The organism is Streptomyces sp. NPDC041796 (assembly GCF_055590785.1).
The window spans coordinates 275312-290321 of record NZ_JBVJAH010000007.1 but is presented as its reverse complement, the minus strand read 5'-3'; the positions used below and the strand labels follow the sequence as shown (position 1 = coordinate 290321).

At 72.4% G+C, this 15010-nt stretch carries 20 protein-coding genes; 13 read left to right on the top strand and 7 right to left on the bottom strand.

Going from position 1 to position 15010, the window contains the following annotated elements; genetic code table 11:
• Positions 1–16: 16 nt before the first annotated feature.
• The 5 genes from ACZ6C1_RS16865 to ACZ6C1_RS16845 all read right to left on the bottom strand — a co-directional run bounded on the left by ACZ6C1_RS16865 (position 17) and on the right by ACZ6C1_RS16845 (position 4168).
• Positions 17–91, bottom strand: a complete 75-nt coding sequence (locus tag ACZ6C1_RS16865; RefSeq protein WP_468337005.1) for a hypothetical protein — start codon at positions 89–91, stop codon at positions 17–19.
• A 63-nt stretch (positions 92–154) separates the two neighbouring features.
• The gene (gene ybaK / locus ACZ6C1_RS16860; protein WP_469241701.1) at positions 155–652 is read right to left on the bottom strand and encodes a Cys-tRNA(Pro) deacylase; all 498 of its coding nucleotides are present in this window, start codon (positions 650–652) and stop codon (positions 155–157) included.
• A 13-nt stretch (positions 653–665) separates the two neighbouring features.
• Positions 666–1406 carry an LON peptidase substrate-binding domain-containing protein gene (locus tag ACZ6C1_RS16855; protein WP_469241699.1) on the bottom strand — a complete coding sequence of 247 codons (741 nt, stop codon included), beginning with the start codon at positions 1404–1406 and terminating at the stop codon, positions 666–668.
• A gap of 5 nt (positions 1407–1411) precedes the next feature.
• Positions 1412–2443 carry a hypothetical protein gene (locus ACZ6C1_RS16850; protein WP_469241697.1) on the bottom strand — a complete coding sequence of 344 codons (1032 nt, stop codon included), beginning with the start codon at positions 2441–2443 and terminating at the stop codon, positions 1412–1414.
• A gap of 114 nt (positions 2444–2557) precedes the next feature.
• Positions 2558–4168 carry an oxidoreductase gene (locus ACZ6C1_RS16845; RefSeq protein ID WP_469241696.1) on the bottom strand — a complete coding sequence of 537 codons (1611 nt, stop codon included), beginning with the start codon at positions 4166–4168 and terminating at the stop codon, positions 2558–2560.
• Between the two features lie 160 nt (positions 4169–4328).
• Here ACZ6C1_RS16845 and hisD point away from each other — a divergent pair, with 160 nt between their 5' ends.
• Genes hisD through hisF form a run of 8 tightly spaced genes read left to right on the top strand, consistent with a single transcriptional unit; the run spans position 4329 to position 10090 of the window.
• A complete protein-coding gene (hisD, locus tag ACZ6C1_RS16840) occupies positions 4329–5651 on the top strand; it encodes a histidinol dehydrogenase (protein ID WP_469241694.1) in 1323 nt (440 codons plus the stop codon).
• Complete coding sequence (locus ACZ6C1_RS16835) at positions 5648–6766, top strand: histidinol-phosphate transaminase (protein ID WP_469241692.1); 1119 nt, start codon at positions 5648–5650, stop codon at positions 6764–6766. The genes hisD and ACZ6C1_RS16835 overlap by 4 nt, the downstream gene beginning before the upstream one ends.
• Positions 6763–7356 (top strand): imidazoleglycerol-phosphate dehydratase HisB, encoded by a 594-nt coding sequence (gene hisB, locus ACZ6C1_RS16830; RefSeq protein WP_030492957.1) that lies wholly within the window; start codon positions 6763–6765, stop codon positions 7354–7356. The genes ACZ6C1_RS16835 and hisB overlap by 4 nt, the downstream gene beginning before the upstream one ends.
• Entirely contained in the window at positions 7353–7520 is a 168-nt protein-coding gene (locus ACZ6C1_RS16825; RefSeq protein WP_469241690.1) for a hypothetical protein, read from the top strand. The genes hisB and ACZ6C1_RS16825 overlap by 4 nt, the downstream gene beginning before the upstream one ends.
• Positions 7521–7525: 5 nt before the next feature.
• Positions 7526–8167 carry an imidazole glycerol phosphate synthase subunit HisH gene (gene hisH, locus ACZ6C1_RS16820; protein WP_469241688.1) on the top strand — a complete coding sequence of 214 codons (642 nt, stop codon included), beginning with the start codon at positions 7526–7528 and terminating at the stop codon, positions 8165–8167.
• Between the two features lie 32 nt (positions 8168–8199).
• Positions 8200–8925, top strand: a complete 726-nt coding sequence (gene priA / locus ACZ6C1_RS16815) for a bifunctional 1-(5-phosphoribosyl)-5-((5-phosphoribosylamino)methylideneamino)imidazole-4-carboxamide isomerase/phosphoribosylanthranilate isomerase PriA (RefSeq protein WP_469241686.1) — start codon at positions 8200–8202, stop codon at positions 8923–8925.
• Positions 8922–9338, top strand: coding sequence for a RidA family protein (locus ACZ6C1_RS16810; protein WP_469241684.1), 417 nt, complete (start codon positions 8922–8924; stop codon positions 9336–9338). The genes priA and ACZ6C1_RS16810 overlap by 4 nt, the downstream gene beginning before the upstream one ends.
• On the top strand, positions 9335–10090 hold the full coding sequence (gene hisF / locus ACZ6C1_RS16805) for an imidazole glycerol phosphate synthase subunit HisF (protein ID WP_469241682.1): 756 nt from the start codon (positions 9335–9337) through the stop codon (positions 10088–10090). Before ACZ6C1_RS16810 ends, hisF begins: the two co-directional genes overlap by 4 nt.
• A gap of 12 nt (positions 10091–10102) precedes the next feature.
• On the opposite strand, the gene ACZ6C1_RS16800 is transcribed toward hisF, so the two are convergent.
• Complete coding sequence (locus ACZ6C1_RS16800) at positions 10103–10489, bottom strand: VOC family protein (RefSeq protein ID WP_469241681.1); 387 nt, start codon at positions 10487–10489, stop codon at positions 10103–10105.
• A 160-nt stretch (positions 10490–10649) separates the two neighbouring features.
• Positions 10650–11285, bottom strand: coding sequence for a TIGR03085 family metal-binding protein (locus ACZ6C1_RS16795; protein ID WP_469241679.1), 636 nt, complete (start codon positions 11283–11285; stop codon positions 10650–10652).
• A gap of 84 nt (positions 11286–11369) precedes the next feature.
• Here ACZ6C1_RS16795 and hisI point away from each other — a divergent pair, with 84 nt between their 5' ends.
• The 5 genes from hisI to ACZ6C1_RS16770 all read left to right on the top strand — a co-directional run bounded on the left by hisI (position 11370) and on the right by ACZ6C1_RS16770 (position 14943).
• Positions 11370–11720, top strand: coding sequence for a phosphoribosyl-AMP cyclohydrolase (gene hisI, locus ACZ6C1_RS16790; protein WP_469241677.1), 351 nt, complete (start codon positions 11370–11372; stop codon positions 11718–11720).
• A 5-nt stretch (positions 11721–11725) separates the two neighbouring features.
• A complete protein-coding gene (locus ACZ6C1_RS16785; protein ID WP_469241675.1) occupies positions 11726–13213 on the top strand; it encodes an anthranilate synthase component I in 1488 nt (495 codons plus the stop codon).
• A gap of 22 nt (positions 13214–13235) precedes the next feature.
• A complete protein-coding gene (locus ACZ6C1_RS16780; protein ID WP_469241673.1) occupies positions 13236–13898 on the top strand; it encodes a TIGR02234 family membrane protein in 663 nt (220 codons plus the stop codon).
• A 98-nt stretch (positions 13899–13996) separates the two neighbouring features.
• Positions 13997–14269, top strand: coding sequence for an HGxxPAAW family protein (locus ACZ6C1_RS16775; protein WP_469241671.1), 273 nt, complete (start codon positions 13997–13999; stop codon positions 14267–14269).
• A gap of 56 nt (positions 14270–14325) precedes the next feature.
• Entirely contained in the window at positions 14326–14943 is a 618-nt protein-coding gene (locus ACZ6C1_RS16770) for a DUF2752 domain-containing protein (RefSeq protein WP_469241669.1), read from the top strand.
• Positions 14944–15010 lie beyond the last annotated feature (67 nt).

Below are 15010 nucleotides of genomic sequence, written 5' to 3'. Positions count from 1 at the left end.
GGGGCGGGAGCCCCCGTCAGGAGGGGCGGCGGCCGTGGTTGGCGCGGTGCTTGCGGATGCGCCACTTCCGTTTGCGGGTCCTCTTCGACATGGGCGGTCCCCTTCCGACGGCGTCCCTACGGTCGTAGCCGAGGACGGGACCGCCGTCGAGGGGTCACGCGCGGCCGATCGGCGCCACCACCGCGTCCGTGAGCGTCGCCAGGTCCGCCGGGGCCAGCTCGACCTCCAGGCCCCGGCGCCCCGCCGAGACGCAGATCGTGGCGTGCTCGGACGCCGACGCGTCCAGCACCGTGGGCAGCCGTTTGCGCTGGCCCAGCGGGGAGATGCCGCCGCGGACGTACCCCGTCGTGCGTTCCGCCGCCGCCGGGTCGGCCATCGTCGCGCGCTTGCCGCCCACCGCCGCCGCGAGGGCCTTCAGGTCCAGCTGTCCCGCGACCGGGACGACGGCGACCGTCAGGGCGCCGTCGACGTCGGCGACCAGGGTCTTGAAGACCCGGTCGGGAGAGACCCCGAGGGCCTCCGCGGCCTCCTCGCCGTACGAGGGGGAGGCGGGGTCGTGGTCGTACGCGTGCAGCGTGAAGGGTGTGCCCGCGGTCGTGAGGGCCACCGTCGCCGGGGTACCGCCCGATTGCTTCTTCGGCTTCTTCGCCATGTCGTCCCCCGGATCAGTTCGGGCTCGTCGGTGCCCGGGTCAGTTCCACCGCCGGCAGCGACGGCAGGTGCCGCAGCACGGCCGTCTCCGCACGCAGCAGGTGCAGCTCCTCGCGCAGCCGGGTCGCCGTGTCCGGCGCCTGGAGGAGCCGCTGCTTGGCCGGGGTGTCGAGCACGGCCGCCGCGGCCACCAGGTACGACACGACCGACGGCTCGTCCGGCAGTTCCTGACTCGCCGTCATGGACCGCTCCCGGGCTCCCGCGAGCCGCTTCTGGTAGGCGCGGAACGCCCGCAGCACTCCCTCGGCGAGCGCCCCGGCCCCGTCGCCCTGCTCCTCCTCCAGCTCCTCCAGCTCCGCCGTGAGGAACGGTCCGGTCGCGTCGACCGACAGCAGCTTCACCCGCCTCGTACCGGTCGCCAGGACCTCGAAGCTGCCGTTCTCCCGCTCGCGGATGGTCGCCGCGTCGGCGATGCACCCGACCCGGTGGAACGCCTGGATCGGGTCCGGCCCGAAACCCGCGGCGGGGCCCTTCTCGGGCAGCGCCGTCTGGTCGGGCAGCCCGGGGGCGGTGGGCGCGACCTCACGCCCGTCGCGGATCGCCACGACGGCGAAGCGGCGCGGCTCCGACTCGTCGGTCTTCAGCAGCTCTCGCATCATGGCGCGATAGCGCTCCTCGAAGACGTTCAGGGGCAGCACGAGGCCCGGGAACAGCACCGCGTTCAGCGGGAAGAGTGGCAGGCGAGCGGTGGTCACAGCGGCTAAGCGTAATGGCCGCCCGAACGGCCGCGTCCGGCCCGTCCGCGCTGCGGGACGGCCGAGGCCACTTCGAGGCGCACGCCGTCGCGCGCGTCGAGGAACCGGCCCAGCGGATCCTCGCTCACCGACGACCACGGAAACGACGTCGCGTACGGGCCGATCAGCCGGAACTGGTCCAGCGCGGCGGCCCATCGCTCCCGCCCCGTCAGCACGTACACGAGGACGTTGCGCACCTCGGCCGGCCACGGGTCGGCCACCGCGTACCGCCCCGAGAGCTCGATCGCCAGGTCCGCCGCCGAGTCGATCCGGTCCTGCGGTACGCAGTGGGCGTCACCCGCCCCCAGCTGCTGGGCGAACGCCGCCCGTACCGGCAGTGCCCTTATCAAGGAGCCCGGCAGCGCGTCGGCGGCGGCCTGTTCGGCGAAGTCGAAGCACTCGTGGTGCGAGCCGCGCCGCTGGGCCGACAGGTACTTCAACGCCGCCACATGGCACCCGTAGTGGTGCGGTGCACGGCGTACGGCCTGCTCCCACAGCGCCTCGAACGCCGTGTGCGTGGCCCGCGTACCGCGTGCGTGGTCCAGCGCCAGACGCCAGGGCACCGGGTCGCGCGGCGCGGCCTCGGCCGCCGCGTCGATCAGTGGCCCCAGCTCGCGCAGCCGCTCGCCCCGCGCCGGGCACTCCCACGCCTTGCGGACCGCCACCTCGGCCTTCACCAGCAGCGCGTCGGGGTCGTGGGGTGTGGCCGCCAGCCAGCCCGCGAGCCACTCGTCCCGGTTGTGGGCGAAGGCGGCCAGTCGCGTGACGTAGCGGTCACGGCTCTCCCACTCGGCGGCCCCGCGCGTGGTGGCCAGCAGTTTCGCGGCTGGTTCGTGGTCCCCGAGCGCGGCGGCGACCAGCGCCGGAGCGAGCCGCTCGTCCGGCGCGTCGAGCAGCACCGCGTGGTCCGGCGGCAACCCGTCCGCGAGCTGCGGGGCGTGCCGGACCACACGGGCGGTGCTGAGCAGGGCACGGAGCAAAGACATGGTGCGGACCATTGAAAACCGCAGGTCGGAGCCGCGCCAGAGGCCCCGCTGTGAAGCTTTGGTAGCGGCGGAATGGTTGCACGGACGAATGCCAAGAGAACGTAAAGAAAGCGATGTGCCGGTGTGTCAGCTGCGCCTGAGGAGGCGTGAGGCACCGGCTGCGACGGTAGTGGCGAGGATCCAGCCCAGCAGGATCAGCATGGTCGACGTCCACTGCCACAACCCTCCCAGCCGCCAGTACCCCTCCTGGCCGAGATTGATCACCGGCAGCAGCAGGTCCAGCGCGTACAGGGCCGGGTTCCAGTGCGGATGCTCGCCCGGTTTGATCGCCGGCGGGTCGCACCGCGAGAAGGCGAGTGTCCCGGCGGCCCACAGCACCGCCATCCACAGCGCCGCCCGGCCCGGCCGGTAGCCGTAGGCCACCGTCCAGTCCTGGAGGTAGCCCCACATCTTCGCCGCCAGCGGCAGCGTCTCGCGCCGCCGGCGCTGCTTGGCCAGCAGTACCTCGCGCGCGTCGGCGTCCTCGCCGCTGTTGCGCAGCACGGTCGCCAGCCGTTCGTACGGCTCGGGGGCGAACTCCGGGGTCGCCGCCGCCACCCACTCCAGGCGTCGGGCGAGCGGGAAGTGCCCGTACGGCACCAGGTTCTCGTAGACGAAACCGCCCATCGCCAGCCCCCCGGGGCCGGGCCAGCTGGTGGACAGGTCGATCAGCGTCACGACCTTCGCGCCGTTCAGCACCACCCGCCCCTCCTCCGGGCGCTCCCCGTTGAAACGGAGCTCCGGGGTGACGATCCGGCGCAGCGACAGCTCCTCCCGCCGCTCCGACGACAGCAGGAAACGCGCGTGGTGGAAGTCGACCGCGTCCCCGAACCGCCCGTCGTCCAGCCGCACCCCGCCCCTGCACTCGAACGGCTGTACGCGCGTGCCGCGCATCGGGGTGTTGAAGTTGGCCAGCCCGCCGGGCGGCGTCGTGCCCGCCGTGCTCCCCGTCCGGTCGCTGACCCACGCGTACGTCATGTACAGCGTCCGCTCCACCGTCAGCTGCGGCGCGTTCAGCGCCCGCCGGCCCTCCGCGCCGCGCAGCTTGCTGCCGCGCAGGCTCAGCGAGACGCCCACCTTGGCCCCCCGCAGGGAGAACTCGCCGTGCGTCTCGATCAGCTCCGCCGTCAGGTCCTGTGCCACCGACATCCCGTCCGCGACGATCGCCCGGCCCCGCCGGTCGGAGCCCACGTGGATCTGGCTGATCAACAGGTCCGTCCCGATCTGGGCGTCCGTGAGCCGCATCCCGTGGTCGATCCGGCAGCGCGGCAGGTGCAGATCGCCCTCCGTGTGCAGCCGTGCCGCCTCCAGCCGGGGTATCGCGCACTTGACCATGCGCAGGGTGGTGAAGCGCGACTCCGGCAGCACCACCTCGTTCTCGAACCGGCAGCCGTGCAGCTCCACGTACGGCCCGACCGTGCCGCCGGCCAGATCCAGCGTCCCGGTGACGTGCACGCCGCGCAGCTTCAGCGCCGACACCCGCCCGGCCAGCGCGGGCGGCCCGTCCAGCAGCAGCAGCGCCACCTTGTCGGCCCGCACACTCCGCTCGGGCGGCCACGCGCGCGGCGAGAACGGATCGTCCAGCAGCGCGTTCCCCGTGCTCAGGTCGTAGGTGGCACCGATCCGGAACGCCTGCCACATCCCCACCTCGGACGGAGTGAGGTCGCCCGGCACATCGTCGTCGTGCGGCTCGGTCACTGCCGCCCCCTCCGCTTCCCCTGTTTCGTACGACTGTTCTTCCCGCTGTGTGACGGACCGAACGCTAACGGTCAGGTGTGACAACAAGACGCCAGTGCGGCGTGTATCAGCCAGTGATACGGGCGCTCGGCCGCGCGACGCCGTCTGCGAGAATTGACCTGTGATCTCACGAATCGATCTGCGCGGCGACGCCCTTCCGAAGGGTGGCGCTCTGCGCGACCTGCTGCCCCGTGCCGAGTTCGACGTGGAAGCCGCCCTGGAGAAGGTGCGGCCGATCTGCGAGGCCGTGCACCATCGGGGAGACGCGGCGCTGATCGACTACGCGGAGAAGTTCGACGGGGTGGTCCTCGACCAGGTGCGCGTTCCGGCCGCCGCGCTCACGCGCGCGCTGGAGGAGCTCGACCCGGCCGTCCGCGCCGCGCTGGAGGAGTCGATCCGGCGGGCCCGGATCGTCCACCGCGAGCAGCGCCGTGACCAGCACACCACCCAGGTGGTACCGGGTGGCACGGTGACCGAGAAGTGGGTTCCGGTCGAGCGCGTCGGCCTGTACGCGCCGGGCGGCCGCTCCGTCTACCCCTCGTCCGTGATCATGAACGCCGTACCGGCGCAGGAGGCGGGCGTCGAGTCGATCGCCCTCGCCTCCCCGCCGCAGAAGGAGCACGGCGGCCTCCCGCACCCGACGATCCTCGCCGCCTGCGCCCTGCTCGGCGTCGACGAGGTGTACGCCGCCGGAGGCGCCCAGGCCGTCGCCATGTTCGCGTACGGCACCGAGTCCTGCGCCCCCGCCAACATGGTCACCGGCCCCGGCAACATCTGGGTCGCCGCCGCCAAGCGGTACTTCACCGGGCGGATCGGCATCGACACCGAGGCCGGCCCGACCGAGATCGCCGTCCTCGCCGACGACACCGCCGACCCGGTCCACATCGCCGCCGACCTCATCAGCCAGGCCGAGCACGACCCGCTCGCCGCCGCCGTCCTGGTCACCGACTCCCTCGACCTCGCCGAGGCCGTCGAGAAGGAGCTGGAGCCGCAGGTCGCCGCCACCCGGCACGTCGAGGACCGGATCGTGCCCGCCCTGCGCGGCAGGCAGTCCGCGATCGTGCTGGTCGACGGCCTGGAGGAGGGCCTGCGCGTCGTGGACGCGTACGGTGCCGAGCACCTGGAGATCCAGACCGCCGACGCCACCGCCGTCGCCCAGCGCGTCCGCAACGCGGGCGCGATCTTCGTCGGCCCGTGGGCGCCGGTCTCCCTCGGCGACTACTGCGCGGGCTCCAACCACGTGCTGCCCACCGGCGGCTGCGCCTGCCACTCCTCGGGCCTGTCCGTGCAGTCCTTCCTGCGCGGCATCCACATCGTGGACTACACGCGCGACGCGCTCGCCGAGGTGGCGCACCACGTGGTGACGCTCGCCGAGGCGGAGGACCTGCCGGCGCACGGCGCCGCCATCAAGGCCCGGTTCGGGTGGAAGGTGCCCGGTCAGTGAACGTGAACATCGACGACCTGCCCATCCGCGACGAACTGCGCGGCAAGTCCCCGTACGGCGCCCCGCAGCTCGACGTACCCGTACGCCTCAACACCAACGAGAACCCGTACCCGCTGCCCGAGCCGCTCGTCGAGCGGATCGCCGAGCGCGTCAGGGACGCGGCCCGCACGCTCAACCGCTACCCCGACCGGGACGCCGTCGAGCTCCGTACGGAACTGGCCGCCTACCTCACCCGCACCACCGGGTACGAGGTCGGCCTCCCCAACGTATGGGCCGCCAACGGCTCCAACGAGGTCATCCAGCAGCTCCTCCAGACGTTCGCGGGCCCCGGCCGTCTCGCGATCGGATTCGAGCCCTCGTACTCGATGCACGGCCTGATCTCGCGCGGCACCGGCACCGGCTGGATCTCCGGGCCGCGCAAGGACGACTTCACCATCGACGTGGACTCCGCCACGGCCGCCATCGCCACGCACCGCCCCGACGTCGTCTTCATCACCTCGCCCAACAACCCCACGGGCACCGCCGTCGAGGCGGAGACCGTGCTGGCGCTGTACGAGGCCGCCCAGACCGCCAAGCCGTCCCTGGTCGTGGTCGACGAGGCGTACGTGGAATTCAGCCACCGCCCCTCCCTGCTGCCCCTCATCGAGGGCCGCCCCCACCTGGTGGTCTCCCGCACCATGTCCAAGGCGTTCGGCGCGGCCGGTCTGCGCCTGGGCTACCTGGCGGCGCACCCCGCCGTGGTCGACGCCGTCCAGCTCGTACGCCTGCCGTACCACCTGTCGGCCGTCACCCAGGCCACCGCGCTCGCCGCCCTGGAGCACACCGATACGCTGCTGGGGTACGTCGAGCAGCTCAAGGCCGAACGGGACCGCCTGGTCGCCGAGCTGCGTGCCACCGGCTACGAGGTGACCGAGTCCGACGCCAACTTCGTCCAATTCGGGCGATTCGAAGGCGAGGGGGCCGCCCACGCGGTGTGGCGGCAGATCCTCGACCGAGGCGTCCTGGTCCGTGACAACGGCGTACCCGGCTGGCTGCGGGTCACCGCCGGCACACCGGAAGAGAACGACGCGTTCCTGGATGCGGTTCGCGCACTGAAGAAGGAGCAGAGCTCATGAGCCGCGTAGGACGGGTCGAGCGCACCACCAAGGAGACGTCCGTCGTCGTCGAGATAGACCTCGACGGCACCGGAAAGGTCGACGTGTCGACCGGCGTCGGCTTCTACGACCACATGCTCGACCAGCTCGGCCGCCACGGACTGTTCGACCTCACGGTCAAGACCGACGGCGACCTGCACATCGACTCGCACCACACCATCGAGGACACCGCCCTCGCCCTCGGCGCCGCCTTCAAGCAGGCCCTCGGCGACAAGGTGGGCATCTACCGGTTCGGCAACTGCACCGTGCCGCTGGACGAGTCCCTCGCCCAGGTCACCGTCGACCTCTCCGGCCGCCCCTACCTGGTGCACACCGAGCCGGAGAACATGGCGCCGATGATCGGCTCCTACGACACCACGATGACCCGGCACATCCTGGAGTCGTTCGTCGCCCAGGCCCAGATCGCGCTGCACGTCCACGTCCCGTACGGGCGCAACGCCCACCACATCGTGGAGTGCCAGTTCAAGGCCCTCGCCCGCGCCCTGCGGTACGCCTCGGAGCGCGACCCGCGCGCGGCCGGGATCCTGCCCTCCACGAAGGGCGCGCTGTGACGGGTCTTTCGACCATCCTGATCGTCGTCGGCCTCTTCCTGGCGGGAGGCGTGTACTCCTTCACCAAGCAGAAGATGCCCAAGGGGCTCATCGTCCTGCTGACCATCGCCTCGGTGATGTGCCTGGTGGCGGGTGTCATGCGGATTCAGGGGATCTGGGAGTGAGCGGCATGAGCACTGCGAAGAAGGTCGTGGTCCTCGACTACGGATTCGGCAACGTCCGCTCCGCCGAGCGGGCCCTCGCCCACGTCGGCGCCGACGTCGAGATCACCCGCGACTACGACAAGGCCATGAACGCCGACGGACTCCTCGTCCCCGGCGTCGGTGCGTTCTCCGCCTGCATGGCCGGGCTCAAGGAGGCACGCGGCGACTGGATCGTGGAGCGCCGGCTCTCCGGCGGCCGCCCCGTGATGGGCATCTGCGTCGGTATGCAGATCCTCTTCGAGCGGGGCATCGAGCACGGCGTGGAGACCGAGGGCCTGGACGAGTGGCCCGGCACCGTCGGGCCCCTGAAGGCCCCGGTCGTCCCCCACATGGGCTGGAACACCGTCGACGCCCCCGAGGACAGCGAGCTGTTCACCGGCCTCGACGCCGACGCCCGGTTCTACTTCGTGCACTCCTACGCCGTGCACGACTGGAGCCTGGAGATCACCAACCCCGCGATGCGCGCGCCCAAGGTCACCTGGTCCACGCACGGCGAGCGGTTCGTGGCGGCCGTGGAGAACGGGGCGCTGTGGGCGACGCAGTTCCACCCCGAGAAGTCCGGCGACGCCGGCGCCCAGCTCCTGACCAACTGGCTCAACACCTTCTGACCCTCCTTCTTGAGAATCTGGGACCCGCTGAGATGAGCAAGCTCGAACTCCTCCCCGCCGTCGACGTCCGGAACGGCCAGGCCGTACGTCTCGTCCATGGCGAGTCCGGCACGGAGACCTCCTACGGCTCTCCGCTGGAGGCGGCCCTCGCCTGGCAGCGCGCGGGCGCCGAGTGGCTGCATCTCGTCGACCTCGACGCCGCGTTCGGCACCGGCGACAACCGGGAGCTGATCGCCGAGGTCGCGCAGGCCATGGACATCAAGGTGGAGCTGTCCGGCGGCATCCGTGACGACGCGTCGCTCGCCGCCGCGCTCGCCACCGGCTGCACCCGCGTCAACCTGGGCACCGCCGCCCTGGAGACCCCCGAGTGGGTCGCCAAGGTCATCGCCGAGCACGGCGACAAGATCGCGGTCGGCCTCGACGTGCGCGGCACGACGCTGCGCGGCCGTGGCTGGACCCGCGACGGCGGCGACCTGTACGAGACGCTGGCCCGCCTCGACTCCGAGGGCTGCGCCCGCTACGTGGTCACCGACATCGCCAAGGACGGCACGCTCCAGGGCCCCAACCTGGAGCTGCTGCGCAACGTCTGCGCGGCCACGGACAAGCCGGTCGTCGCCTCCGGCGGCGTCTCCTCGCTGGACGACCTGCGGGCCCTGTCGGAGCTCGTCCCGCTCGGCGTCGAGGGCGCCATCGTCGGCAAGGCGCTGTACGCGAAGGCGTTCACCCTGGAGGAAGCGCTCGCGGCGGTGGCCGGATGACCGACTCCGTACGCCGTGTGGTGACCGGCGCGCCATGGGAGGAGCAGTTCGGCTACTCCCGGGCCGTCGAGCTGCCGAACGGCCTCGTCCTGGTCTCCGGCTGCACGTCCATCGTCGACGGCCAGATCGCCGGCGGAGGCCCCTATGAGCAGGCCGTCAACGCCTTCAACGTGGCCTTCGACGCGCTGAAGCAGCTCGGCCTCGGGGCGGCGGACGTCGTACGCACCCGCATGTACATCACCCACGCCCGGGACGTGGAGGAGGTCGGCCGGGCCCACAAGGAGCTGTTCGACGCCGTCCGCCCCGCCGCGTCGATGATCATCGTCGAGGGCTTCGTCGACCCCAGCCTGGTCGTCGAGGTCGAGGTCGAGGCGTACCGGACCGGGACGAACCGAGGAGGTTCCGCGTCATGACCCTCGCGGTCCGAGTGATCCCCTGCCTGGACGTGGACAACGGCCGGGTCGTCAAGGGCGTCAACTTCCAGAACCTGCGCGACGCCGGCGACCCCGTCGAGATGGCCAAGCTGTACGACGCCGAAGGCGCCGACGAGCTGACCTTCCTCGACATCACCGCGTCGTCCGGCAACCGGGAGACCACCTACGACGTGGTGCGCCGCACCGCCGAGCAGGTCTTCATCCCGCTGACCGTCGGCGGTGGCGTGCGCAGCGCCGGAGACGTCGACAAACTGCTGCGCGCCGGTGCGGACAAGGTGGGCGTCAACACGGCGGCCATCGCCCGGCCGGAGCTGATCCAGGAGATCGCCGAACGCTTCGGCCGCCAGGTGCTGGTCCTGTCGGTGGACGCCCGACGCACCCCCACCGGGTCGTTCGAGGTCACCACGCACGGTGGCCGCCGCGGCACCGGCATCGACGCCGTCGAATGGGCCCACCGGGCCGCCGAGCTGGGCGCGGGCGAGATCCTGCTCAACTCGATGGACGCGGACGGCACCAAGGACGGTTACGACACCGAGATGATCGCCGCCGTGCGCAAGCACGTCACGGTGCCGGTGATCGCCTCCGGCGGCGCGGGGAAGCTCGCGCACTTCCCGCCCGCCATCGACGCGGGCGCGGACGCGGTGCTGGCCGCGTCGGTCTTCCACTTCGGCGACCTGCGGATCTCCGAGGTGAAGGCCACCCTGCGCGAGGCGGGCCACCCGGTCCGCTGACCTCCCGCGGGCTCAGCCGAGCGGCTGGGTGAGCTGTATGAGGTTGCCGACCGTGTCGTCCAGCACGGCCGTCAGTACCGGGCCCCGCTCCGTGGGCGGCTGGGTGAACCGGACACCCAGCCCGCTCAGCCGCTCGTACTCGCCCCGCAGGTCGTCCACCGCGAGCACGATGCACGGCAGCCCGGCCTCCCGCAGCCCCTGGCGGTACTGCTCCGCCAGGGGGCTGTCTCCGGGCTCCAGCAGCAGCTCCACGTCCTGACCGGGCGCGGTCACCGTGATGAAACGCGCCTCACCCAGATCGAGGTTCGTCCGGGTCCGGAAGCCGAGCACATCCGTGTAGAAGGCGTGGGCCTTCTCCTCGTCGTCGACGTACACGCTGGTCATCGCGATTCTGATCATCGCCTGATCCTCCTGCCCGGCTGCGCACGAGCCACGTACGTCCGATGATGCCCGCCCCCACTGACATCGGCCCTCGCACCGGCCGGCCCGGGCCGCTCCGCCGCCGTACACGCCGGCGCGGCGGCCCGGGACCGGGCACCCGAGGCGGCCAGGGCGTGCGCTAGATCCCCAGCTGCTTCGTGCCGTGCAACCGCTCCACGGCGTCCTTGTCGCCCTCCACCTCGACGTCCGCCGCGTCCTGCCGGCCGAAGACGAACATCGTCAGCTCGCCCGGCTCGCCCGTCACCGTCACCACCGGGGTGCCCCGGTGGGCGACCGTCGTCTGACCGTTGGGGCGGCGCAGGACCAGACCGACCGGGACCTTCCGGCACAGCACGCGCGCCGCCTTCTCCAGGCGCACCCACAGCGCCTCCGTGAAGACCGGGTCCAGCTCACGGGCCGTCCACCCCTGCTGCGCCCGGCGGACGTCCTCGGCGTGCACATAGAACTCGACCGTGTTCGCGCCCTCGTCGACCTGCTTGATCGCGTACGGGGACATCCGCGGCGGTCCGGTCCGGATCAGATGGATCAGTTCCTCGTAGGGCTTGGAGGCGAACTCCGCCTGCACCTGCTCCAGACGCCCGCGCAGCGGGCTCAGCAGTATCCCCGCCGCCGCGTCCGGGCGGCGCTCGCGCACCACCACATGGGCCGCCAGGTCACGGGTCTTCCACCCCTCGCACAGGGTCAGGCCGTCGGGGCCCGCCGCCTCCAAGAGGTCGGCGAGCAGGAGCCGTTCACGCTTGGCATGGGTCGACATGGGGGCCAGGGTACGGCCGCACCCTCCGGTCCGCCCAGTGGACGCACCACCGGCGAGCCGGTGCCGTCACGGCACAATGGCCACATGACCAGCAACCTTGACCCGGCCATCGCCGCCCGTCTCAAGCGCAGCCCCGACGGGCTGGTCCCGGCCATCGCCCAGCAGTACGACACCGGCGAGGTGCTCATGCTGGGCTGGATGGACGACGAGGCCCTGCACCGCACCCTCACCACCGGCCGCTGCACCTACTGGTCCCGCAGCCGCCAGGAGTACTGGGTCAAGGGCGACACCTCCGGTCACGTCCAGCACGTCAAGTCCGTCGCCCTCGACTGCGACGCCGACACCGTGCTGGTCAAGGTCGACCAGGTGGGGGCCGCCTGCCACACCGGCGCCCGCACCTGCTTCGACGCCGACGTCCTCCCGCTGGGAGAGTGAGCGCCATGGATCTCGAGACCTTCCGCAAGCTGGCGGCCGACCGCCGCGTCATCCCCGTCAGCCGCCGCCTCCTCGCGGACGGCGACACCCCGGTCGGCCTCTACCGCAAGCTCGCCGCCGAACGCCCCGGCACCTTCCTGCTGGAGTCCGCCGAGAACGGCCGCTCCTGGTCCCGGTACTCGTTCATCGGCGTACGCAGCGCCGCCACGCTCACCTCCCGCGACGGACAGGCCCACTGGCTCGGGGCCCCGCCCGTCGGCGTCCCCGTCGACGGTGACCCGCTGACGGCACTGCGCGCCACCGTGGAGGCCCTGCACACTCCGCGCGACCTGGCCTCCGGGATGCCGCCCTTCACCGGGGGCATGGTCGGCTACCTCGGCTACGACATCGTGCGCCGCCTGGAGCGCATCGGCGACCACGGCCGCGACGACCTCCACCTGCCCGAGCTGACGATGCTGCTCACCTCGGACCTCGCCGTGCTCGACCACTGGGACGGCACGGTGATGCTCATCGCCAACGCCATCAACCACAACGACCTCGACACGGGCGTCGACGAGGCCTACGCGGACGCCGTCGCACGCCTCGACGCCATGACCGCCGACCTCGCCCAGCCGGTCGAGACCGAGCCCGTCGCCCTGCCCCCCTCCGAGCTCCCGCCGTACACCGCCCTGTGGGGCGGCACCGCGTACCAGGAAGCCGTCGAGGACATCAAGGAGCGCATCAGGGCCGGCGAGGCGTTCCAGGTCGTCCCCTCGCAGCGCTTCGAGACCCCCTGCGCGGCGAGCGCCCTGGACGTCTACCGGGTCCTCAGGGCCACCAACCCGTCCCCGTACATGTACCTCTTCCGCTTCGACGGCTTCGACGTCGTCGGGTCCAGCCCCGAAGCCCTGGTCAAGGTCGAGGACGGGCACGCCATGGTGCACCCGATCGCCGGCACCCGCCCGCGCGGGGCCACCCCGCAGGAGGACCAGGCCCTCGCCGACGAGCTGATCGCGGACCCCAAGGAGCGGGCCGAACACCTGATGCTGGTCGACCTCGGGCGCAACGACCTCGGACGCGTCTGCGAACCCGGCTCCGTCGAGGTCGTCGACTTCATGTCGATCGAGCGGTACTCGCACGTCATGCACATCGTCTCGACGGTCACCGGCCGCGTCGCCGAGGGCCGCACCGCCTTCGACGTCCTCACCGCGTGCTTCCCCGCCGGAACCCTCTCCGGCGCGCCCAAGCCGCGCGCCATGCAGATCATCGAGGAACTGGAGCCCACCCGGCGCGGTCTGTACGGCGGCTGCGTCGGCTACCTGGACTTCGCCGGAGACTCCGACACGGCCATCGCCATCCGTACCGCCCTGCTGCGCGACGGCACGGCGTACGTGCAGGCGGGGGCGGGTGTCGTCGCCGACTCCGACCCGGTCGCCGAGGACACCGAGTGCCGCAACAAGGCGGCCGCCGTCCTCCGCGCCGTACACACCGCCAACCGGATGAACGGCGCATGAGGGCATAAGGGATAGTGGTGGCGTGAGTGCCGCATCCGTACCCCAGCCCCGTGCCACCCGCGCGGACGAGACGGCGGCCGCTTCGGGCGGCCGCCGCAGCCTCGCCGCCGCCCTGCTCCTCGGCGCCGCGGGCGCGGCCGTCGTGCTGCTCGCCTCGGGCCAGACCTGGGCCGAGGGCACGGCCGAGGTCGGCGGCGGCACCGTGCCCCTCGACGCCACGGGCGGCGACATCACCGGCGTGCCGACCGCCCTCGCCGTCGTGGGCCTCGCGGCCCTCGTCGCCGTCTTCGCGGTCCGCCGCGCCGGCCGGTTCCTCGTGTCGCTGCTGCTCACCCTGAGCGGCGCGGGCGCGGCCGTCGCCGCGTACCTGGGCGCCTCCGACCGCACGGCGCTCGACGAGAAGGCCGCCGGGACCACCGGCGACGCCGCGGCCCGCGTCGGCGCCCTGACGCACACCGCCTGGCCCTACGTCACGACCGTCGCCGCCCTGCTGATCCTGGTCGCCGGGCTCCTCGCCCTCCGCCACGGCCGCACCTGGCCCGCCATGTCCGGCCGCTACGAGCGCGACGGCGGCCCCCGCGTACGCAACGGCACCCGCCGGGCCGCCCCCGCCGACCCGGACCGGCCCGAGGACCTGTGGAAGGCGCTCGACCGGGGCGAGGACCCGACCGACCCGCGAGGGTGACCCCCAGATCACCCCGCACGCGCGCGTGCGGGACAATGTCGCTGAGCGTCCGCACCCCGGCGGGGCCTTAAGAGAGCAACATCAACGAGGAGCAATTCATGGCCAGCGACCATGGACACACCCCGGCCGCCTGGACCGGTGTCATCATCTCCTTCATCGGCTTCTGCGTCGCCGGTGTCTTCATGGTGGCGGACAACCCGTTCGGCTTCTGGGCCGGCTGCGCCGTCATCCTGCTCGGTGCCGTCGTCGGTGGTGCCATGAGGCTCGCCGGCCTCGGCAAGAAGGAGTCGCCCGACCTCGTACGGGCGCGCGACGAGGCCGCCCGCAAGGACCACACGCCGGAGACCGCCCGCGCGGACGTCCACGCCTGACCCGTCCGGCACGGCACGAGGCGCGGTCCGGCACCAGCCGGGCTGCGCCTTTCCGCATGAGCGGCGACAATCACCCGGTGGACCCGAAGCCGATCTCCGCCCCCGCCCCGCCGCCCGCTCCCGGCACGTCCCCGGCGCCGGGCCCGGCCGCGTCGCCCTCCGGTCCCCGGCCGGCGGCGGTACCCGGCGGGTGGTCCGGCGGGTACCCGCCGCACGGCGCGCGATGGGCCCCGGCCACCGCGCCGCACGCCGCCACCGCGCCGCACCCGGCCCCGCGCCCGCTCGCACGGCGGATCGCGCCGCCCCTCGGCGTCCTGGCCGGGGTCGCGGCGGCCTTCGCGTACGTCGGGGCCGTCGACCCCAACGAGCCGGGGCACTACCCCGTCTGTCCCCTGTTCCGTTTCACCGGGCTCCTCTGCCCCGGCTGCGGCGGACTGCGCAGCGCCCACGCCTTCGTCCACGGCGATCTGCTCACCGCTCTCGGCGCGAACGCGTTCGCCGTCGCCGGGTACCTGCTCTTCGCGGTGGCGATCGTGGTCTGGCTGGTGCGGGCCGTCCGCGGACTGCCCCTGCGCATCACCCTCGGGCCGGTCTGGTGGTGGTCGGCGGGCGCCCTGCTCGCGCTTTTCTCCGTCGTCCGGAACTTTCCGATCGGCTCGGCTCTCGCTCCGTGAAACGCCAGGTCACAGCGGTGCGGTTGGCCGGATGAGGACTCTGGGCCCCGGTACGGATACCATCAAG